The organism is Kitasatospora sp. NPDC098663, assembly GCF_044760075.1.
Taxonomy (GTDB): domain Bacteria; phylum Actinomycetota; class Actinomycetes; order Streptomycetales; family Streptomycetaceae; genus Kitasatospora.
The window spans coordinates 78,438-97,753 of the sequence record NZ_JBIWAP010000034.1 but is presented as its reverse complement, the minus strand read 5'-3'; the positions used below and the strand labels follow the sequence as shown (position 1 = coordinate 97,753).

Below are 19,316 nucleotides of genomic sequence, written 5' to 3'. Positions count from 1 at the left end.
GGCGCCCGTGCCGGCCGACGCCGGCCCGGGCGCGCCCCCCCCGGCCGCGGGCGCCCCAGCCCCCCGCGCCGCCCGGCCGGGGCCCCCCCCCGGCGCTAACGGGGGGGGCCCGTTCCGCCCGGGGCGCCTCCGGGCCCGCCGCCGTTTCGCGCTACTGCGCCGGGGGCGTGTCGACGGCCGGCGGCGCGGCGGGGAAGAGGATCGGGCTGAGCAGGTACGGCTCCCGGCCCGGCCCCGGCCCGTTCGCCAACCGGGGCTCCAGGACGGCACGCAACTCGCCGCCGAACTCGGCGAGTTCCGCCGGGTCGAGCCAGAACGTGCCCTGCCGGTAGGCCACCCCCTGGGCGGCCGGGTCGGCGTCCTCGCGGTCGAGGTAGGCGTTGAACTCGGCGATCAGGACGGCCATCGCGGCGGCGAAGCCCCGGCGGTGGTCCTTCCGCGTCATCGCGGCGGCCGCGGCGGCGTCCACGACCGGGCGGTCCTCGCGCAGCCGGTAGTGCCGCTCGACGGCGCCGCGCACCCGGCGCTCCTCGGCGACCTCCAGGAAGCCGGCCTCGGCGAGCAGCGCGACGTGCCGGTACACCGTCACCTTCGACACGCCGGACAGCCGCTCGCACAGCTGCGAGGTGGTGAGCACCTGCCCGCCGGCGAGGGCGTGCACCACGCGCAGGCGCACCGGATGGAGGAGGAGGTCTACCGCGTCGAGGTCCATTGCCCTACGATTTCACATCCGCTACCTTTATCAAAGATGAAAACAGTGAGCCCGGGAGACGACCCGGGCGCCGGGACCCAGGGGGGAACCACCATGCGCCGAACGAACGGGCGGGCCATCACCGTCAACGGGCGGTCAATCTACGTCGAGGAGTCCGGCCACGGCACGGACGTCGTGCTCTTCGAATCGGGCCAGGGCCTCGGCCGCGTCTCCTGGGACCCGGTCCTGCCGCTGCTCGCGACCCGCGCCCGGCTGATCGCCTACGACCGGGCCGGTTTCGGCCGCAGCGCCCGCACCGACGCCCCGCTCGACCTCGACGACCTGGCAGCCGACTTGGTCGCCCTCGTCGAGGCCGTCGTCCCCGACCGGTTCGTCCTGGTCGCCCACAGCATGGGCGGCCTGGTCGCCCGCCTCGCCTACCAGCGCCTCGCGCCCCGGCTGCGCGGCATCCTGATGGTCGACACCACACCGGAGACCGCGCCCGCCTTCGACGCCATCGGCCAGATCGCCCGGCGCGTCGACCGCACGCTCGCCATCGGCCAACCCCTGGTCCGCAGCCGCCTGGTGGCCCGCCTACTCAGCGGCACCGCCCGCCGGGTCTTCCCCACCGACACCTACGAGACCATGCTCGCCGAGGACTTCGTCCCGGCTGGCCTCGCCCAGACCCGCCGCGAGTTCCGTGCCGTCGCAGCCGCCGTCCCCCGGCTGCGCGCCGAACCCCCGGCACCCCCCGGATGCCCGACCGTCCTGCTGTCCGCCGACCGCCCCCACCGGGGCGGCGAGCGCACCCACCCCGCCCTCCAGGAACACCAGCGCCGCTGGACCGACACCCTCCCCGACGGCCGCTACGAGACCGTCGACGCCGGCCACTTCATCCAGGGCGAGCGGCCGGACGTGGTCACCGCCCGGATCATCGAACTCCTCGACCGCAGCTGAGCGGTGGGCCACCGGGCGCCGGTCGACCAGCCGCAGAACGTCCGCCCGTCCGCCTGTCCGACCCCATCGCCGACCTCGACCGGTTCAGGCCGGCGGCAGCAGTCCGGGCACCGGTCCGCCGCGCCGGGACAGCCTGCGCAGGAAGGTCAGCACTCCTGGTGTCCCGACCGCCCAGGCGCGGGACTCGGCGGTCGGGTCGCCGCCGGGGAAGACCGGGCGGCCCGCCGGCCCGCCGGCGCGGGTGAGGAGCAGGGCCGCCAGTTGCTCCGCCGCCTGCCAGTGGCGGGGGTCGCCGGTGGCCGTGGCGAGGTCCACGAGGAGGTCGCCGACTCCGGCCAGGCCGCAGCAGCGAACCACCAGGGCGGTGCGCGGGGCGAGCGTCCGGCAGGTGTCGGCCGCGTCGGCGGCCAGGGCGAGGAGAGCGTCGTCGCCGTACTGGATCCCGGCCTGGACGAGGACGGTGCCGAGGCCGGCCAGACCCCGGCACCAGGAGAGGTAGCGGCGGGTGGCCCCCGGCCGCAGGGCGTCCGCGCTGAGGCGGGGGAGGTCGGCGGCGAGTCCGTCGACGATGCGGCGGGCGGTCCGGCGGGAGGCCTCGTCGGGCCGGGCGAGGAGGAAGTGGGCGATGCCCGCGCGGCCGTGCGCGAAGCCCTCGGCGAGGGCGGCGGTACCGGGGTTGGGCTCCTCGCCGGGATCGTCGAGGGGCCGGGCGGTCAGTGCCGTGGCGCACGCGGCGGCCGCCGCGAGGTGCCGGTCGGTGTCCCGGCCGAGGGCGGCGAGCAGCAGGTGGGCGGTGCCGAGCCCGGCCGCCCCGGCGATCTGGTCGGTCCCGGCGGGCTCGTGGCGGCGGACGTACGGCGACTCAAGGCCGAACGGCTCCGTACTGGACGGCTCCGTACTGGGCGGCTCCGTGCCGAGGGTGGCGGCGGCCCGGGCGAGGAACAGGTCCGCGCCCGCCCGGCCCTGGTAGAGCGAGCCGTCGAGGCGGTCGAGCGCCGGGTGGGCGGCCGTCCAGTCGGCCAGGGCGGTGGCGGCGGCCCGGGCGTCGGGGCGGTCCGCGTGCTCCAGCAGTTCGAGGCCGAGGCCGGCGGCGCCGTCGTAGAGCGACAGCAGGGTGCGGGGTTCGCCCGCGCGCGGGTCGGTGGCGACCAGTTCGCGGGCCATCCGCACGCAGGTGCCGACGGTGTGGTCGACGGCCTCGTCGAGCGGGGCCCGGCGCGGCCCGGCCGAGCGCCGTGCCGGGGAGCGGCCGGGCGGCCTCCCCTCCCGCAGGCCGGCGGCGGCCGCCGAGCGCCGGTCCCGGTCCGGGCTCACCAGGCCCGCGACCAGGGCCACCGCTGCATCCGCCGGGTCCGAAGGGACGGGAAAGGCCGCGCGCAGACAGGCCAGGGTGCGGTCGCGGTTGATCGCCGGATCGGGGTCGATCACCACCGGGTCGAGGCCGGTGAGGGCGTGGTGGAGCGTGGTGCCCAGCGCGTAGTAGTCCTCGGTGAGGTCGGCCCCGGTGGCGCCGGGCAGCCCGTAGCCCGCCGTGGCCCCTGGCGGGCGGGCGCCGTCGAGGGCGCTGACGCCGAAGTCGACCAGCGAGCAGCGGCCGGCGGCGTCGAGCACCACGTTCGCGGGTTTCAGGTCGCAGACCACCACGCCGCGCGCGTGCACCGCGTCCAGGATCCGCAGCAGTCCGCGTGCCAGCTCCCACCAGTCGCGCCCGCCGGTGCCCGGCCGCGGGTCGTACGGGCCCGCGGCGAGGACGTCGCGGCGCAGGTCGCGCGGCCCGCACGCGCCGCTGACCAGGTAGTCGTCGGCGCCGTGCCGGAAGTAGTCGACCAGCGCCGGCACCCCGGGCACCCCGGCCAGGGCGGTGAGCACCCGGCGTTCGTGCCGTAGCCGGCCGCGCGCGTCGGTGCCCGCGCCGTCCTCGCCGACGTGGGCGCGGGCCTGTTTGACCACCACCTCGCGCCCGGTGGCGAGTTCGACCGCGCGGTAGACGTGGCCGTTCGGCGAGCGGGTGATCCCGGCGGTGATCCGGTACAGGCCCTCGCCGACCCGGGTCGACGGCCGGGCGGCGGCCGCGACGGGCGTGAACGGGTCGCTCGCCCACGGCGGTTGGCGGTAGCGGGCTTCGGCCAGGCCGGGGAAGACCGACCCGTCCGGGCCGGTCATGCCGTACTCGGCGCCGTCGTCCGTGACCCGGAACAGCCCGTAGCGGTAGTAGACCGGCGCGTCCGGCCGGAGCCGGCGGTCACTCACCACCCGGGGCCCGGCCCAGCCGGCCAGCGCCCGGGCCAACTCCGTTCCCAGCGCGACGAGGTCCGCCTCGTCCGGGTAGACCGTGACGGCCTTGCCCACGGCCGCGGGGCCGCGCAGACCGCTGTTGAGCTCCCGCAGCACGGCCGCGCCCGCCGCGAACTTCGCGTCGCAGGTGCGGCGCAGCAGGATCGGGACCACCGCGTCCAGCAGCTGCGGGAGTCGGCCCTGCCGGGCGGACAGGTGGAGCTTCCAGCCGTGGGCGCGCGCCGGCATCCGCGGGTCCTGGAGGTACCACCAGTGCCCGTCGGTGTGCAGCGGGCGGCGCGGGCCGGGGGCGGCGGCCGCCAGGTCGGCGACCCGGCGGCGCAGTGCCTCGGCGGAGCCGGGGTCGGCTGGTGTGGTCATCGGTCCGCCCTCCCCCGGGCCGCTTCCTCGGTACGGGTCAGCAGTCCACGGCGCAGTCGAAGCGCGTCGGAACGTAGGTGACCCACGGGTCGGCGAGACACGCGACCGGGGCGAGGTCCGCGTCGTGCTCGTCCTCGAAGACGATGGCGTCCTCGTCGATGTCCAGCAGGCCTGCGTCGCGGATCTCGGTCACCACTGCGCTCATGGGTGGTTCCTCCCTTGGGGGTTGGACCTGCTCTCGCGGATCACGCCGGGCGCGCGGGACACCTGGGCACGCTGATCCGACGTGACCCGCGAGAGGGGGCCTGGGCCGGTGTTCCTTGCGGTTGGCGCCTCATGCTAGCCACGCCGCCCGGTCCGCGACAGAGGTACGACACCGCCGACTCGGCCGCTCGGCACCGCGATTCCCGGCGACCGGAACGGACCGTTCAGTCGCTGACCAGGCGGCGGCCGGTGATCTCGTCCGGGCTGATCCGGATCCAGCAGGTCCGGTCGCCGCCGGCCCAGGGGATGGCGCCGGGGAGGCCGGCCAGGTGGTTCAGGGCGGCGGGGTCGTGCACGTGGTGGGCGGTGCCGAGGAGGAGGACGCTCCAGCCCCGGCCGAGGTACTCGTCGATGTGGTCGATCTGGAAGGAGAGCGAGGTGCCCTCGGGCGGGGCACCGCGCTCGGTGGTGCGGTAGGCGACGGTGCGGTCGTCGACGACGTAGTTGACGGGGACGACGACCGGGCCCGGCTGGAGCGGCAGGGCGATGCGGCCTACGCCGTGGGTGCCGATCAGCTCCCAGCACTCGGGTTCGGTGAGGCCGAGCAGCCGCGGGTGCGGGCCGGGGCCGCCCTGGCCGGGCGGGGCGTCGGCGCGGCCTTCGAGCAGTTCGCCGCGGCTGAGGCCGAGTGCGGCGGCGATCCGGACGAAACCGCCGGGGTCGAAGTCCGGTCCGGCCTTGAGCAGGTAGTGGAGGTAGCGGGGGGCCATGGCCGCCTGGTGGGCGAGGTCGTCCTCGCTGAGGCCGAGTTGTTCGCGCCGCTCGGCGATCCGGCCGGCCACGGCGGCGGGTTCGTCCTGGTCGACGGCGTCAGGGGTGTCGTTCACGGTGGTGGCTCCTCGGCTTGCCGGCGGGTGCCCTGGGTCGCGCCCGGGGGCGTGTCCCGGGTCGTGTCCGGGCGGTGACCAGGCCGGATCCATCCAAGCGCCCGGCATGCGCCAAGTCGAGGAACGGCGGGGCGCCGTGCGTGTCGGCGCGCGGCGGGCGGCGGCCGGGTCGGGCGGCGTCCTCACCCCGCGACGGCACGGTCCGGACGGCCGCCGGTCGGCCCCGTTCCCGACGTCGCCGACCGGCCGGGCCGACGGAGCGGACGGCCCGTCAGGATCCCCGGCGCACGCGGCTGTCGATCCCCACTGCCGGGGCGCATACTGTCCTGCGCGGCTCGCACCCGCGCGACAGGGCCCGTTCCGGACCCGGCCCGGGCTGCGCCGCTGCGGGGAAGGTCGGACGAACGTGGCAATAGTCGTTCTCGTCGTCGTGCTGGCGCTGTTCTGGCTGATCACCGGCGTGCGGGTGGTGCAGCAGTACGAGCGCGGTGTGGTGTTCCGCCTCGGCCGGGTGCGCGAGCAGGTCCGCCAGCCGGGCCTCACCCTGCTGGTGCCGGTGGTCGACCGGATGCGCAAGGTCAACGTCCAGGTCGTCACCATGCCGGTGCCCGCCCAGGAGGGCATCACCAAGGACAACGTCTCCGTCAGCGTCGACGCCGTGCTGTACTTCCGCGTCGTCGAGCCGGTCAAGGCCACGGTGGACGTCCAGAACTACTCCTTCGCGATGCTTCAGGTCGCCCAGACCTCGCTGCGCTCGATCATCGGCAAGAGCGAGCTGGACGACCTGCTCTCCGGCCGGGAGAACCTGCACCAGGGGCTGGAGGTCATGCTGGAGAGCCCGGCCACCGGGTGGGGCGTGCACATCGACCGGGTGGAGATCAAGGACGTCAGCCTGCCCGACTCGATGAAGCGCTCGATGGCCCGCCAGGCGGAGGCCGACCGCGAGCGCCGGGCCCGGATCATCACCGCGGACGGCGAGTTCCAGGCCGCCGCCAAGCTCGCCGAGGCCGCTGTCACGATGTCCGAGACCCCGGCGGCGATGCAGCTGCGGCTGCTGCAGACGGTGGTGGAGGTCGCGGCGGAGAAGAACTCGACGCTGGTGCTGCCGTTCCCGGTGGAGCTGCTGCGCTTCTTCGAGGCCTCCGCCGCCCGGGCCGCCGAGGCGGGCTCCGCGCCCGCGCCCGCCGTCCCGGCCCAGGCGCCGTCCGACGCCGACTGACGGCCCGCCCGCACGACCACGGCCGGTCCGGGGCCCACCCCTGACCGGCCGTCAGCCACCGGCCCGACCGCCCGTCACGGACGGACGATCGGCAGCAGCACCTCGTCGACGATCTCCGCCGGGTCGAGCTGCTCCGACGCGCCGCCGCACATCTTGATCCGGTACAGCATCAGCGCCGGGACGACGTCGGTGACCAGCGGGGTGACGGACCCGGGGCGGACCTCGCCCCGGGTGGCACCGCGGGCGAGCACCTCGGCGATCAGCGCGGCGGTGGGCTCCACCACCCGCTCCAGCACGATCGCCAGGAAGGTGTGGGCCCGCTGCCGGTCCAGCTCGCCCATGATGGCCCGCACGGCGGCCCCGGACTCGCTCAGCATCGCCGCGCGCAGCCTGGTCACCACCTCCAGCAGGTCCCCGCGCAGGCCGCCGGTGTCGGGCGGCGGGCCGGCCGGGGGCAGGCAGGCGCGCAGCGCGTCCTTGACCAGTTCCTCCTTCGAGGGCCAGCGCCGGTAGAGCGCGGCCTTGCCGGTCTGCGCGGCGGCGGCGACCCCCTCCATGGTGAGCCGGGCGTAGCCGTCGGCGGTGAGCTGCTGGAGGGCGGCCTCGAAGATGGCGTTCTCCAGCGCCTCGCCGCGCCTGCGGAGCGGGGCGCCCGTCGCCGGTCCGCGCGCGACTGCGGGTTCAGCGGGCATGGCTGCGCACCTTCTTCGGTTCCACCTCTCGACACGCCCGTTCACCGGCTGTCCGTAATGAACGGATGTGTTCCCTATATCCAGGGCCACTGTCGATGTTAGTGAACGAACCCGTCCCGTCCCAATCGTTCGCCCCCCGGCCGTCGCGGACCGCGCGGGCGCCGTCTGACCGGCCTGCCATGGTTCTCCCTCCCCTCGCCCGCGCGACGCGGCCGCCCGCCGGAGCGCGATCGCTTCCGGGCCGCAGGCCGTCGACACGCGGGGCCGCCGTCAGGACACCGTCAGTGACGACGCCCGCGCAGTCAAGGGGGCGTCAGGATCGCCCGCCCCCCGGGGGTCCGCGACCTAGGCTCGGACCCGTCCCCGCCCGGCTGACGCGGGCCCAGCGCCCCGTCACCGACCTCCGGAGCACCCCCAGTCGCCACCCGATCGATCCGCCGTGTCGGACGATACGTCAACGAAGGTGAGGTCCCCGTGGCCGTTCTCGGCGCCTTCCACCGCCGCCACCCCCTCCCCGCCGCGGCGCTCGCCGCACCGGCGCGAGGCCCGGTCGCCGCGGCCCTGTCCGCGATCGTGCGCAGGCTCGCCGACAGCCCCCTGGACAACTCCGTGCTCCAGGCCGTGGGCGCGCCGACCGCCTCCAGCGGCACCGGCGCCGCCCGCCGCACGGTGCGGATGCGGGCCAGTCGGCGGGCCGTCACCGCCCCCGACGGCGCCCGCCGGCTCGAAGCCCGCTGGGGCCCCGGCCGCTGAACCGGGTCCTCTCCGGCGGCCCCGACAGCACGGGGCCATCACGTGCGCACGCGTGCACGCATCGAGCTCACGCCGACCTACGATGGGCACATGAGCACAAGCACCGACCTGGCAGCTGCACACGGCTCGCAGGAGCAGGGGCAGGGGCAGGGGCAGGGGCAGGGACAGGACGGCGGCGAGCGGCTGGACGTCGCCGCGTCCGTCCTCGCCCTGCTCGCGGACCGCACCCGGCTCGCGCTGCTGCACCGGCTCGGCGCGGGCGAGGCCGACGTCACCTCCCTCATCGAGGCGTGCGGGGCCCCGCGCACGTCCGTCAGCCAGCACCTCGCGAAGCTCCGCCTCGCGGGCCTGGTCACCACGCGCAGGGACGGCCGCCGCGTCGTCTACTCGCTGCGCCACGGACACCTTCGGCGCCTGGTCGACGAGGCACTGAACGTCGCCGACCACCAGATCGGCTCCCTGCCGCCGCACGACTGACCCACCCGCTCCCGCCCCCGCAGACCAGGACCAGGAGGACGGCGAGGGCGGCACCATCGTAGCCAATACGTGCACACGTGTGCACGTATTGGCTACGATGGTGCCGCCGCACCACGCCGCCGACCGGGACGGGGCCGATGCTGTCCACACTGCGCAACCGCACCTACCGCCACCTGTTCGCAGCCCAGGTCATCGCCCTGGTGGGCACGGGCCTGGCCACCGTGGCGCTGAGCCTGCTCGCCTACGACATCGCCGGTGCCGACGCCCCGGCCGTCCTCGGCACCGCGCTGGCCGTCAAGATGGTCGCCTACGTGGCCGTCGCACCGGTGGTCGGCGCCCTCGCCGACCGCATTCCGCGCCGAACGCTGCTGGTGGCGATGGACCTCACCCGTGCCGCCGTCGCGCTCGCCCTGCCGTTCGTCGGCCAGGCCTGGCAGATCTACGTCCTGATCCTCCTGCTCCAGGCCGCCTCGGCCGCCTTCACCCCGGCCTTCCAGGCCACCATCCCCGAGGTCCTGCCGGCCGAACGGGACTACACCCAGGCGCTGTCGATGTCCCGCCTGGCCTACGACCTGGAGTCCCTGTTCAGCCCCGCGCTCGCTGCGGGCCTGCTCGCCCTCGTCCCGTACACCTGGCTGTTCACCGGCACCACCGCGGGCTTCCTCGCCTCCGCCACCCTGGTCGTCTCCGTCGCCCTGCCCAAGCCCGCCCCCGTCGAGCGGACCGGCGGCGCCTACGCCAAGGCCGCCTTCGGCGCCCGCCTGTTCTGGGCCACCCCGCGCCTGCGGGCCCTGCTCGCGCTCGACCTCGCGGTCGCCGCCGCCGGGGCGATCGTCTTCGTCGACACCGTCGTCGCGGTCCGCGAGCACTTCCACCGCCCGGCGGGCGCGGTCTCGCTCGCCCTGGGCGCCTACGGAGCCGGCTCCATGCTGACCGCCCTGCTCCTGCCCCGGCTCCTGCGGCGGCTCTCCGACCGCGCCGTCATGCTCCCGGCCGCCTTCGCGCTCCCCGCCGTCCTGGCCGCCGTCGCCGCCGTCACCGCCGCAGCCCCGGGCGGCTGGTCCTGGGGCGCACTGCTGGCGTCCTGGGCCGCGATCGGCGCCGCCTGTTCCGCCGTCCTCACGCCGGGCGGGCGCCTGATCCGCCGCTCCGCCGCCGACGCGGACCTGCCGGCCGCCTTCGCCGCGCAGTTCTCCCTCTCGCACAGCTGCTGGCTGCTCACCTACCCCCTCGCCGGCTGGCTCGCCGCCGGCGCCGGTCTCCCGGTGACGGCCGTCGTCCTCGGTGCCGTCGCTCTGCTCGCCGCCACCGCCGCCACCGCGATCTGGCCCGCCCGCGACCCCGCCAGGCTCGACCACGTCCACGCCGACCTGCCCCCGGGCCACCCCCACCTCACCGACGCCCACCCGGCCGCGGACGGCTGGCTCCACGGCCACGACTACGTCATCGACCAGTACCACCGCCACTGGCCGCAGGGCCTCACCGCGCGGGCCAACTAGCCAGGGCCTGCCCGGCGGGGGCGACGACTCCATCACCCGGGAGGGTCAATCCAGCGGGAATAAATGAAGAGCTGTTCATGTATTCCTGTATGGTCGACGCGTCGCCCCGTCGTGTCCGCGTGGAGGAACACCACAGCCATGTCCGCAACCCTCACCGAGCGCCCAGCCGCCGCAGCCCCGCGCGGCGGCGCCGCTCCCAAGCGCCGTACGCGCGTCTTCGCGCTGACCGAGGCCCGCTGGGCCGCCGCCGCGACCGTCGCCTTCCTGACCGCCCTGCCGCTCCAGCTGACCGGCGCCCCGGCCTGGGCCTGGGGGCCGCTGTACGCGATCGCCTACGTCACCGGCGGCTGGGAGCCCGGCTGGGCCGGCCTCCGGGCGCTGCGCGAGAAGACCCTCGACGTCGACCTGCTGATGATCGTCGCCGCGATCGGCGCGGCCTCGATCGGGCAGGTGATGGACGGCGCGCTGCTGATCGTCATCTTCGCCACCTCCGGCGCGCTGGAGGCGCTGGCCACCGCCCGCACCCAGGACTCGGTGCGCGGCCTGCTCGACCTCGCCCCCACCACCGCCACCCGCCTGCTGGACAACGGCGGCGAGGAGACCGTCGCCACCGAGGACCTGGTGGTCGGCGACACCATCCTGATCCGCCCCGGCGAGCGCGTCGGCGCCGACGGCCGCGTCCTGGACGGCGCGAGCGAGATCGACCAGGCCACCATCACCGGCGAGCCGCTGCCGGCCGCCAAGCAGCAGGGCGACGAGGTCTTCGCCGTCACCCTGAACGGCACCGGCGCCCTGCGCGTGAAGGTCGAGCGCGACGCCTCCGACTCGGTGATCGCCCGGATCGTCGCCATGGTCGAGGAGGCCTCGGAGACCAAGGCCCCCACCCAGCTGTTCATCGAGAGGGTCGAGCAGCGCTACTCCCTGGGCATGGTCTTCGCGACCCTCGCCGTCTTCCTCGTCCCGCTGGCCTTCGGGGCCGCCGTGACCGGCTCGCTGCTGCGGGCGATGACCTTCATGATCGTCGCCTCGCCCTGCGCCGTGGTGCTGGCCACCATGCCGCCGCTGCTGTCCGCGATCGCCAACGCCGGCCGTCACGGCGTCCTGGTCAAGTCCGCCGTCGTGATGGAGCGGCTCGGGCAGGTCGACGCGGTCGCGCTGGACAAGACCGGCACCCTCACCGAGGGCACCCCCCGGATCACCGGCCTGCTCCCCCTCGCCGGCAGCGGCCTGGACGAGGACGAACTGCTGACCCTGGCGGCCGCCGCCGAGCACCCCAGCGAGCACCCGCTGGCCCGCGCGGTGGTCGACGCCGCCCGCCGGCGCGGCCTCGACCTGCCGGTCGCCGAGGGCTTCGCCTCCACCCCCGGCGTCGGGGTGACCGCGACCGTCTCCGGTGCCGTCATCGCGGTCGGCGCCCCCGCCCGGCTCCTCGACGGCGCCGACCACGCGCCCTCCCCCGAGGCGCAGGCCACCGCCGTCGCCGAGGGGCTGGAGCGCGACGGGCGCACCGCCGTCCTGGTCCGGCGCGACGGCGTCCCGGTCGGCGTGCTCGGCGTCGCCGACCGCCTGCGCCCCGACGCCGCCGCCACCGTCACCGCCCTGGCGGCCCTGACCGGCGCCGCGCCGGTGCTGGTGACCGGCGACAACCCGCGCGCCGCCGCCCGCCTCGCCGCCGAGGTCGGCATCACCGACGTCCGCGCCGGGCTGCTCCCCCAGGACAAGGTCGCCGCCGTCCGGGAGCAGGAGAGGGCCGGGCGCAAGGTGCTGGTGATCGGCGACGGCGTCAACGACGCCCCCGCCCTCGCCGCCGCCCACACCGGCATCGCGATGGGCCGGGCGGGCTCCGACCTGGCGCTGGAGACCGCCGACGCGGTCGTCGTCCGCGACGAACTCGCGACCGTCCCCACGGTGATCGCGCTGTCCCGGGCGGCCCGGCGGCTGGTCGTCCAGAACCTGGTGATCGCCTCGGTGTTCATCTCCGGCCTGGTCGTGTGGGACCTGGTCGCCACCCTGCCCCTGCCGCTCGGCGTCCTCGGCCACGAGGGCTCGACCGTCATCGTCGGCCTCAACGGCCTGCGGCTGCTGCGCGAGAGCGCGTGGAAGCGCGCGGGCGCCACCGGGCCGCGGCTGGTTCAGGAGCCGGTGCGGGCCCGGCGCAGCAGGTAGGCGCCGGAGGCGGCGGCGAGCAGGGCCATGCAGGCGGTGAAGACCAGGCCGGCGCGGGCCAGGCCGATCGGCGAGGTGAGCAGGCCGATGCCGATCACCGGGATCGAGATGCCGAAGTAGGCGACCACGAAGAGCGCCGACAGGGCGCCGCCGCGGTGCTCGGCGGGAGCCGCGGCGGCGATCTCGCCGACGGCGCCGCGCAGGCCCATGCCCTGGCCGGCGCCGCCCACCAGGGCGCTGAGCACCAGCAGCGGCAGGGCCGTCCAGGCGAGGGAGCCTGCCATCAGGGCCAGCCCGGCGATGAGCACCAGGCAGCCGATCGGGATCGCCCGGGCGGTGCCCAGCCGGGGCACCACGAGCTGGCCGAGGGTGGAGGCGAAGAAGGCCGTGCAGACGATCAGGCCGACGACGGCCGGGCTGTGGACGCCCAGCCGCTGGGCGAGGAAGGCCGGGCTGACGGAGGTGAAGACGCCCAGCAGGGAGAAGCCCGCGAACGCGGCGAGGCCGGCCGGGACGAACACCCCGCGGACCTCCGGCGGCAGGGACGGCCGGCGCGGCCGGGCGGTGCGCAGCGGGCGGGCGCCGGTGACGGTCTCCGGCAGGAGCCGGGTGACGGTGAAGGAGGCGGCGAGCAGCACCAGGTGCACGGCGAACGGCAGGGTCAGGGGGTGGGGCGTGTACTCGGCGAGCAGTCCCGACAGCACCGGTCCGCAGCCCAGGCCGCCGATGTTGGCGGCGGTCGCGACGAAGCCCGCGCGGGCCTGGTGCCCGGGTGGGGCGAGCTCCAGGACGTACGCGGTGGCGGTGCCGGTGAACAGGCCCGCGGACAGGCCGGACAGCAGGCGGCCCAGGGCCAGCAGCGGGAGGCCGCCTTCGGCCAGGAAGGCGACGGCGCTGCACGCCGCGAGTGCCAGTCCGCAGAGCAGGACGGGCCGGCGTCCGACGGAGTCGGAGACGTTGCCGACGAGCAGCAGGACGCCGATGACGCCGAAGGCGTAGATGGCGAAGACGACCGTCACCATCAGTTCGGAGAAGCCGATCTGCTCCTGGTACAGCCCGTACAGCGGGGTGGGCAGGGTGGTGCCCGCCATGCAGACGGCGAAGCCGGCGGCCGCCCCGAGGTAGCCCGCCCGGCCCATGAAGGACCGCGCAGTCTGATGATCGGTCATTCGTCCACAGTAGGGCGGCCGTCGCCGTCGCAGCCACGGCTCGCGGGGCCGAATAGGCCGATCCGCCCAGGAACCGACGCCCGGCCCCGGCCGCACCCACCCCCGGCGCGGTCGGCCATCGGCTACCGGATCGCGCCGCGGTCCGCGGACAGGCCGTGGGTGGTGCCGCCCCCGGCCCGCACCTGCGTCGGGAGCGCTCCCCAGTAGCGCCGGAACGCGGTGCTGAAGTGCCGGGTGTCCGCATAGCCGCAGGAGCGGGCGACGGCCGCGACGGACAGCGGGCGCAGCGCGGGATCGGCCAGGCGCTGCGCGGCGACGTCCAGCCGTCGGCGGGTCAGGTAGGCGATGATCGTGCACCCCGTCTCCTGCTGGAAGAGCCGTGCTGCGTGGCGCTCGCTCAGGTGGACCTGGGTGGCGACGTCCCGTACCCGTACCGGGCGGTCGAAGTTGTCGTCGAGGTAGCGGGTCATCCGCGCGGCGGCCGCCGCCGCGCGCCCGCCCGGCACGGGCGTCGGGCGCGCGGCGGCCGGCAGGTCGGCGACGACGCGGGCGCAGGTGAGGACCAGCGCGGGGCCGAGGGCGGCCAGCAGGTCGGGGCTGGCCGGCCCCGGAGCCGCAGCCTCTTCGGCGAGTGTCGCCAACAGCCGGGGAAGCGGGGTTCCGGCGGCCGGGGCGACCTGGCGCGGACCGGCCGCGAGGGCGTCGAGCAGGGCGGCGGTCTCCGGGGAGCCGGGCCCGGCGGCCCCGCGCGGACCGCGTTCGGGGACCATCGTCCAGGACCAGAAGACGATGCCGAGCGGGTCGCGGGCGTCGGTGGTGATCTCGTGGACATCTCCGGGGCGGGCCAGGAACAGCTCGCCGGCTCCGACCGGGTGCTCCAGCGCGCCGATCCGGAACGTCCCGCGCCCGGAGTAGGCGTAGCAGAACTCGAAGTAGGAGTGGCTGTGCCAGTAGTTGCGCCATGGCTCGGGCGGGTAGAACCCCCAGTCCACGAACTCGACCCGTCGTCCGGCGAGGGTGGTGCCCAGCCGCACGGAGTTGAGCAGGGGCAGGGCGGCGCCCGCCCGGGCCAGTTCGGTCATCTCGGCTCGCCCGCCCCGTCCGTCCTGCGCGCGGTGGGGTCGACGCCCCGCAGCATCATGCCCTGACCGAGGGACCAGGTGTGATCGTCCGTGGTGGGCCGGTCCGCAGGGTCCCGGAACTGTACCAGCCAGGTGGTGCGGGCCTGGTCGGAGGTGTTCAGCCCCGAGCCGTGCACGGTGAGGTAGCCGAAGAACAGGACGTCGCCGGCCTCCGCGGGGCACGGCCGGGCGTCCTGGAGCCGCCAGGTGTCGGGCGACAGGTGCCAGCTGCCGTCCTCGACGTGCGGCAGCGGGCCCTGCCGGTGGCTGCCGGGGACGGCCCTGATGCAGCCCTTCTCCTCCGGGGCGTCGTCGAAGTGGAAGACCGCGGCCGCGACGGTGTGCCGGGCGTGCGGGAAGAACGGGTGGTCCTGGTGCAGGGGGAAGGGGGAGCCGGTCTCCGGTGGCTTGATGAACATCTTCGTGTGGTGCAACTGGAGGTTGGGCCCGCCGAGCAGTGCGGCCGCGACGTCCGTGAACCTGGGGTCGACCAGCAGCCGGGCGAAGGCCGCCGAGTGGAACTGCGCGTCGTGGGCGTGCTTGAGGGCCGTGCGTCCGGCGGACGCACCCGCGACGGTGCGCGCGCTGGCCCAGGTCGGGTCGGCGTCGGAGTCGAGGCGGGCGGCCAGGGCGTGGCACTCCTCCCGCATCTCCGCCGCCTCCTGTCGGCTGATCAGGTTCTTGACGAGGAGGAAGCCGTTCTCGTGGTAGGCGGCGAGGTCGTCGGGGCCGAGGGGTTCGTTCATGGCCTCGACCGTAGGCGTGGGGACCGGGCCGGGCCGAGGGGCGATACGGACGGCCCGGTGGGTAATCCGGACATCGGCCCGCGCGTTCAGGTCCCTTTCGCCGGGCTGCGGCCGAGCAGGCGGGGGTGCTCCCGAGGCGGGGAGCGCCCCGCCTCGATGTCCGGGCAGCGTCACCTCGATGCCCTGGCACCCCAACTGGCTTGTGGCGCAGACGAATCCGTGCGCGTCCGTCCTCTTGTCAAAGGTTAGTGATGTTTCCTAACTTGATGTCATGTCCGATACCTCACTGCACTCCCGGCGCGACCTCCTGCGCGTGAGCGCGGCGGGCGGTGCCGCCTTCGCCGCGGGCGGCCTCCTGCTGCCCGGCGCCGCCCAGGCCGCCCCCCGCCCGACCGCCCTCGACACCCCGACCGTCCCCGCACCCCGCAGCGACCGGACCGCCGGGTCCGCGCTGCGCCCCTTCGGCCGGCACCTGGCCTTCGGGGCCGACCCCTCCCAACAGGTCGTCGTCTCCTGGCAGGTGCCGGGCGCGGTGACCGCCCCCTTCGTCCGGATCGGCCTCCAGCCCGGCGACTTCGGCTCCCCGATCGCCGCCGAGGTCCGCACCCTGGTCAGCAAGCTGTCCTGGCAGCACCCGGTCGAGGACCAGCCCCTGGTCAAGCCCACCACCGTCACCCAGTACTACCTGCACGCGCAGGTGGACCAGCTGATCCCGGACACCACGTACTACTACGTCGTCGGCCACCAGGGCTACGACCCCGCGGGGCAGCGCGCCCGGCTCGGCGACGTGGCGAGCTTCCGCACCGCGCCCGCCCCCGGGCGCGGCACCGGGTTCACCTTCACGGCCTTCGGCGACCAGGGCGTCGGGTACAACGCGGCCGCCACCGCCAACCTGATCGCCGGCCTCGACCCCGCCTTCCACCTCCACATGGGCGACCTCTCGTACGCCAACAGCGGCGGCAGCGGCAAGACCAGCGACCCCTACGACGCCCGCCTGTGGGACTCCTTCTTCGTGCAGAACGAACCCGTCGCCGCCCGGACCCCGTGGATGATGGCGATCGGCAACCACGAGATGGAGGCCTGGTACGGAGCCGACGGCTACGGGGGCGTCCGCGCCCGGTTCACGATGCCCGACAACGCCTGGGCGCAGTCCACCGGCATCTACTCGTGGCGCTGCCAGAACGTCGGCCTGATCAGCCTCGACGGCAACGACATCTGCTACAACACCGCGGCCAACCTGAACTACACCAAGGGCAAGCAGAAGAAGTGGCTGGAGAGCCGGCTCGCCGCGCTCCGCGCCGACACCACCATCGACTTCGTCGTCGTCTACCTGCACCAGTGCACGTACTCCACCTGCCACGACAACGGGGCCGAACTCGGCGCGCAGCAGGACTGGGCCCCGCTGTTCGACAAGTACCAGGTGGACCTGGTGCTCAGCGGCCACAACCACGTCTACGAGCGGACCGACCCCATCCGCTCCGGCAAGCCCACCCGCAAGGTCGCCTCCGGAGACACCGTCAATCCGCTGAAGGACGGCACGACGTACGTCGTCGCGGGCGGCGGTGGCGGTGGGGTCTACTCCTTCCCCGTCGCCGACACCTACCTCGGGCACGAGACGAAGAACGACTCCCCCGTGCCGATGGTGGTCGCCGATCCGACGGGCCACAACCAGACCGTCAAGGTCACCTGGTCCAGGGTCCGTTACACCGGTTACTGCCTGGTGGCGGTCGACGTGACGCCCGCCGCCGCCGGCAAGCCGGCCCGCATGGCGGTGCGCTCGATCACCGAGGACGGCACCGCTGTGGACCAGTTCACCGTGCAACGCGGCTGACCCGGCCCGCGCCCGCGCCCGGACGGTCTGCTCCCCGCCGACCGGGCCGGGCGCGGCGGCGGGCCGGCGGGGTGCGCGTCAGCGGTCCGTGGTGACGGTGAAGCCCTCCGGGGCGCGCAGGTCGACGGCCCCGGTGTGGTCGGTGGACACCTCGATCGGCAGGCCCGCCACCGTCAGGCCGGTGAACGTCAGCGACTCGTAGCCGGCCGGGAGTTGGGCCCGCACCCGGAGCCGCCGGTTGGGGGCGTCGGCCTCCAGGCCGAGCAGTGCCTGCACCACCTGGACGGAGGCCGCGGCGGCCCAGGCCTGCGGGCGGCAGGAAGCCGGGTAGGGGACGGGGCGGGCGACCTCGGCGCGCGGGTAGCCGCCGAAGAGTTCGGGCAGGCGGTGGTCGAAGGCCGCCGCCGCGCGGACCAGGCCGGCGGCCAGCGGCGCGGCGGCGTCGTGCAGCCCGGCGCGGGCGAGGCCGTGGACGGCGATGGCGCTGTCGTGCGGCCAGACCGAACCGGTGTGGTAGCCGAGCGGGTTGAACCCGGCCGCGGCGGCGTCCAGGGTGCGCAGCCCGAAGCCGCTGTCCATGCCGGGGGCGGTGAGCCGGCCGGCGACCAGGGCGCTCTCCTGCGGGTCGAGCAGGCCGGTGCCGAGCAGGTGGCCCATGTTGGAGGCGACCGAGTCGACCTTGTGCTTGCCGCCGTCGAGGGCGACCACCGGGTACGGGCCGTGCGCGTCCTCGGTCCAGAACCGGTCGCGGAAGCGCAGCCGCAGCTCCTCCGCCCACTGCCGCCAGCGGTCGGCGCCGGGCCGGCCGAAGGCCTCCAGCAGGGCGGCGGAGGCGACGGCGGCCTCGTAGGCGTAGGCCTGGACCTCGCTGAGCGCGATGGGGGCGTCGGCGATCCGGCCGTCGCGGAAGCGGATGCTGTCGGAGGAGTCCTTCCAGCCCTGGTTGGAGAGCCCCTTGCCGGAGCTGTCGACGTACTCCAGGAAGCCGTCGCCGTCCGCGTCGGCGTGGTCGGCCAGCCAGGCGAGGGCGGCCTCGGCGTGCGGCAGCAGGTCCTCGACCTGGTCCTCGGGCATGCCCCAGCGCCAGGCGTCGTGCAGCAGGGTGAGCCACAGCGGGGTGGCGTCGGCCGTGCCGAAGTAGCAGGGCGGCAGGTGGGAGCCGTTGTCGAGGTGCTGCTCGTCGCGGCGGACCTCGTGGAGGATCTTGCCGGGCTGCTCCTCGGTGGCCGGGTCGAGGGCGCGGCCCTGGCGGCGGGCCAGGGTGCGCAGTGTGCCGGCGGCGAGTTCGGTGCCGAGCGGGAGCATCATCCGGGCCGCCCAGAGGGAGTCGCGGCCGAACAGGGTGAGGAACCAGGGGGCCCCGGCGCCGAGGAAGTGGTCGGCGGGCTCCAGCGGGTCGGTGAGCAGGAGGCCGCGCAGGTCGTGGTGGGAGCGGGCGATCCAGTGCGCGAGGTGGTGGTCGCGGCCGGTGATCGCGGGGGTGCGCCACGGGGCGGCGCCGGCGGCCGGGGCGGGGAAGAGGTCACCGTCGCGGTGCTCGGCGGTGCACTCCAGGACAGCCTGCCAGCTCTGGCCGGGGGCGAGTTCGAGGTCGAAGCCCAGGGTGCCGGTGTCGGCGGCGAGGTGGTCGGGCGCCGGCTCGACGGTGAGGGCGGCGCTGAGCGCGCCCTCGCTCCAGCGCAGGCCGTTCGGGCCGGCGGTGGGCGTGAGGGCCCGGGTCGCGCGGCCGGCCTTGACGGAGTCCATCGCGGCGAAGTCGCTCTCCGCGCGCAGGTCCAGGCGCAGGCGGGCGGTGAGGTCGCCCGCGTTGCGGACGGTGTAGCGCTCGACGAGGCGGCCGGGGTGCAGCTCCCGGCGGCGTTCCAGCGTGACGGCCGGGTCGGGGGTGAGCTCGGCGATGCCGCGCAGCACGGTGACGAAGGTGGTGCGCCCGTCCTCGCCGAGCGCGGTGGCGACGGGGGCGTTGGGGACCGCGGCGACGCCGGCCTCCAGGCGGGAGAGGATCCGGCGGTCCCCGTGGTAGAAGCCGTCCGCGCCTTCGCCGATCCGCCCGTCCGGGCGCGAGGCGCAGAAGCTCGGGGCGGCCACGGAGAGCTGGGCGTCGTGCAGGAACGGCTGCAGGGCGATCGCTGACATGGTCTCTTCATCCTCGTTTTGGGGCTTGACAGTTGCTTCCACTCGGGCGCAACCTTTCTGCCATTGGAGCGTTCCAAGACATTAACCCCACTGGTGGGGATGATGGAACCCCG

Annotated in this window: 16 protein-coding genes; 7 read left to right on the top strand and 9 right to left on the bottom strand. The window is 75.3% G+C overall.

Going from position 1 to position 19,316, the window contains the following annotated elements; translation table 11 throughout:
* Nucleotides 1-151: 151 nt before the first annotated feature.
* Nucleotides 152-712 (bottom strand): helix-turn-helix domain-containing protein, encoded by a 561-nt coding sequence (locus tag ACIQVZ_RS30555; RefSeq protein WP_350887780.1) that lies wholly within the window; start codon nt 710-712, stop codon nt 152-154.
* A 93-nt stretch (nt 713-805) separates the two neighbouring features.
* On the opposite strand from ACIQVZ_RS30555, the gene ACIQVZ_RS30550 reads away from it, so the two are divergent.
* A complete protein-coding gene (locus ACIQVZ_RS30550; protein WP_402454326.1) occupies nt 806-1,648 on the top strand; it encodes an alpha/beta fold hydrolase in 843 nt (280 codons plus the stop codon).
* A gap of 84 nt (nt 1,649-1,732) precedes the next feature.
* Here the strand turns inward: ACIQVZ_RS30550 and lanL are convergent, their stop codons facing one another.
* From lanL to ACIQVZ_RS30535, 3 genes are all read right to left on the bottom strand, one after another.
* Nucleotides 1,733-4,303 carry a class IV lanthionine synthetase LanL gene (gene lanL / locus ACIQVZ_RS30545; protein WP_402454323.1) on the bottom strand — a complete coding sequence of 857 codons (2,571 nt, stop codon included), beginning with the start codon at nt 4,301-4,303 and terminating at the stop codon, nt 1,733-1,735.
* A 37-nt stretch (nt 4,304-4,340) separates the two neighbouring features.
* On the bottom strand, nt 4,341-4,508 hold the full coding sequence (locus ACIQVZ_RS30540; protein ID WP_167745841.1) for an SflA family class IV lanthipeptide: 168 nt from the start codon (nt 4,506-4,508) through the stop codon (nt 4,341-4,343).
* A 223-nt stretch (nt 4,509-4,731) separates the two neighbouring features.
* Entirely contained in the window at nt 4,732-5,394 is a 663-nt protein-coding gene (locus ACIQVZ_RS30535) for a pyridoxamine 5'-phosphate oxidase family protein (RefSeq protein ID WP_350887772.1), read from the bottom strand.
* 406 nt (nt 5,395-5,800) lie between these two features.
* Here ACIQVZ_RS30535 and ACIQVZ_RS30530 point away from each other — a divergent pair, with 406 nt between their 5' ends.
* Nucleotides 5,801-6,613: a slipin family protein gene (locus ACIQVZ_RS30530; protein ID WP_350887769.1), complete on the top strand. Its 813-nt coding sequence runs from the start codon at nt 5,801-5,803 to the stop codon at nt 6,611-6,613.
* 74 nt (nt 6,614-6,687) lie between these two features.
* On the opposite strand, the gene ACIQVZ_RS30525 is transcribed toward ACIQVZ_RS30530, so the two are convergent.
* Complete coding sequence (locus ACIQVZ_RS30525) at nt 6,688-7,305, bottom strand: TetR/AcrR family transcriptional regulator C-terminal ligand-binding domain-containing protein (protein WP_350887767.1); 618 nt, start codon at nt 7,303-7,305, stop codon at nt 6,688-6,690.
* Nucleotides 7,306-7,779: 474 nt separating this feature from the next.
* Here ACIQVZ_RS30525 and ACIQVZ_RS30520 point away from each other — a divergent pair, with 474 nt between their 5' ends.
* The 4 genes from ACIQVZ_RS30520 (at nt 7,780) to ACIQVZ_RS30505 (ending at nt 12,200) form a co-directional block, all read left to right on the top strand.
* On the top strand, nt 7,780-8,058 hold the full coding sequence (locus tag ACIQVZ_RS30520; RefSeq protein WP_402454319.1) for a hypothetical protein: 279 nt from the start codon (nt 7,780-7,782) through the stop codon (nt 8,056-8,058).
* Nucleotides 8,059-8,148: 90 nt separating this feature from the next.
* Nucleotides 8,149-8,535 (top strand): ArsR/SmtB family transcription factor, encoded by a 387-nt coding sequence (locus ACIQVZ_RS30515; protein WP_402454318.1) that lies wholly within the window; start codon nt 8,149-8,151, stop codon nt 8,533-8,535.
* A 137-nt stretch (nt 8,536-8,672) separates the two neighbouring features.
* Nucleotides 8,673-10,034, top strand: coding sequence for an MFS transporter (locus tag ACIQVZ_RS30510; protein ID WP_402454315.1), 1,362 nt, complete (start codon nt 8,673-8,675; stop codon nt 10,032-10,034).
* Nucleotides 10,035-10,172: 138 nt separating this feature from the next.
* On the top strand, nt 10,173-12,200 hold the full coding sequence (locus tag ACIQVZ_RS30505; protein WP_402454312.1) for a heavy metal translocating P-type ATPase: 2,028 nt from the start codon (nt 10,173-10,175) through the stop codon (nt 12,198-12,200).
* Here ACIQVZ_RS30505 and ACIQVZ_RS30500 read toward each other — a convergent pair.
* The 3 genes from ACIQVZ_RS30500 to ACIQVZ_RS30490 form a co-directional block, all read right to left on the bottom strand.
* Nucleotides 12,167-13,369 (bottom strand): MFS transporter, encoded by a 1,203-nt coding sequence (locus ACIQVZ_RS30500; RefSeq protein WP_402454311.1) that lies wholly within the window; start codon nt 13,367-13,369, stop codon nt 12,167-12,169. The two genes, ACIQVZ_RS30505 and ACIQVZ_RS30500, sit on opposite strands and share 34 nt — an antisense overlap.
* Nucleotides 13,370-13,491: 122 nt before the next feature.
* Nucleotides 13,492-14,451: an AraC family transcriptional regulator gene (locus ACIQVZ_RS30495; RefSeq protein ID WP_402454309.1), complete on the bottom strand. Its 960-nt coding sequence runs from the start codon at nt 14,449-14,451 to the stop codon at nt 13,492-13,494.
* Complete coding sequence (locus ACIQVZ_RS30490) at nt 14,448-15,236, bottom strand: phytanoyl-CoA dioxygenase family protein (RefSeq protein WP_350884148.1); 789 nt, start codon at nt 15,234-15,236, stop codon at nt 14,448-14,450. The genes ACIQVZ_RS30495 and ACIQVZ_RS30490 overlap by 4 nt, the downstream gene beginning before the upstream one ends.
* Before the next feature lie 271 nt (nt 15,237-15,507).
* On the opposite strand from ACIQVZ_RS30490, the gene ACIQVZ_RS30485 reads away from it, so the two are divergent.
* A complete protein-coding gene (locus ACIQVZ_RS30485) occupies nt 15,508-17,067 on the top strand; it encodes a metallophosphoesterase family protein (protein ID WP_350884146.1) in 1,560 nt (519 codons plus the stop codon).
* Between the two features lie 78 nt (nt 17,068-17,145).
* Here the strand turns inward: ACIQVZ_RS30485 and ACIQVZ_RS30480 are convergent, their stop codons facing one another.
* Entirely contained in the window at nt 17,146-19,203 is a 2,058-nt protein-coding gene (locus ACIQVZ_RS30480; protein ID WP_402454307.1) for a glycogen debranching N-terminal domain-containing protein, read from the bottom strand.
* Between the last annotated feature and the right edge of the window lie 113 nt (nt 19,204-19,316).

What these genes read in the sequence shown, in the direction of transcription:
- ACIQVZ_RS30510 (WP_402454315.1), top strand. Translation starts at nt 8,673, where the DNA reads ATGCTGTCCACACTGCGCAACCGCACCTACCGCCACCTGTTCGCAGCC.
- ACIQVZ_RS30500 (WP_402454311.1), bottom strand. Translation starts at nt 13,369, where the DNA reads ATGACCGATCATCAGACTGCGCGGTCCTTCATGGGCCGGGCGGGCTAC.
- ACIQVZ_RS30515 (WP_402454318.1), top strand. Translation starts at nt 8,149, where the DNA reads ATGAGCACAAGCACCGACCTGGCAGCTGCACACGGCTCGCAGGAGCAG.
- ACIQVZ_RS30495 (WP_402454309.1), bottom strand. Translation starts at nt 14,451, where the DNA reads ATGACCGAACTGGCCCGGGCGGGCGCCGCCCTGCCCCTGCTCAACTCC.
- ACIQVZ_RS30505 (WP_402454312.1), top strand. Translation starts at nt 10,173, where the DNA reads ATGTCCGCAACCCTCACCGAGCGCCCAGCCGCCGCAGCCCCGCGCGGC.
- ACIQVZ_RS30480 (WP_402454307.1), bottom strand. Translation starts at nt 19,203, where the DNA reads ATGTCAGCGATCGCCCTGCAGCCGTTCCTGCACGACGCCCAGCTCTCC.
- ACIQVZ_RS30525 (WP_350887767.1), bottom strand. Translation starts at nt 7,305, where the DNA reads ATGCCCGCTGAACCCGCAGTCGCGCGCGGACCGGCGACGGGCGCCCCG.
- ACIQVZ_RS30485 (WP_350884146.1), top strand. Translation starts at nt 15,508, where the DNA reads ATGTCCGATACCTCACTGCACTCCCGGCGCGACCTCCTGCGCGTGAGC.
- lanL (WP_402454323.1), bottom strand. Translation starts at nt 4,303, where the DNA reads ATGACCACACCAGCCGACCCCGGCTCCGCCGAGGCACTGCGCCGCCGG.
- ACIQVZ_RS30490 (WP_350884148.1), bottom strand. Translation starts at nt 15,236, where the DNA reads ATGAACGAACCCCTCGGCCCCGACGACCTCGCCGCCTACCACGAGAAC.
- ACIQVZ_RS30555 (WP_350887780.1), bottom strand. Translation starts at nt 712, where the DNA reads ATGGACCTCGACGCGGTAGACCTCCTCCTCCATCCGGTGCGCCTGCGC.
- ACIQVZ_RS30540 (WP_167745841.1), bottom strand. Translation starts at nt 4,508, where the DNA reads ATGAGCGCAGTGGTGACCGAGATCCGCGACGCAGGCCTGCTGGACATC.
- ACIQVZ_RS30550 (WP_402454326.1), top strand. Translation starts at nt 806, where the DNA reads ATGCGCCGAACGAACGGGCGGGCCATCACCGTCAACGGGCGGTCAATC.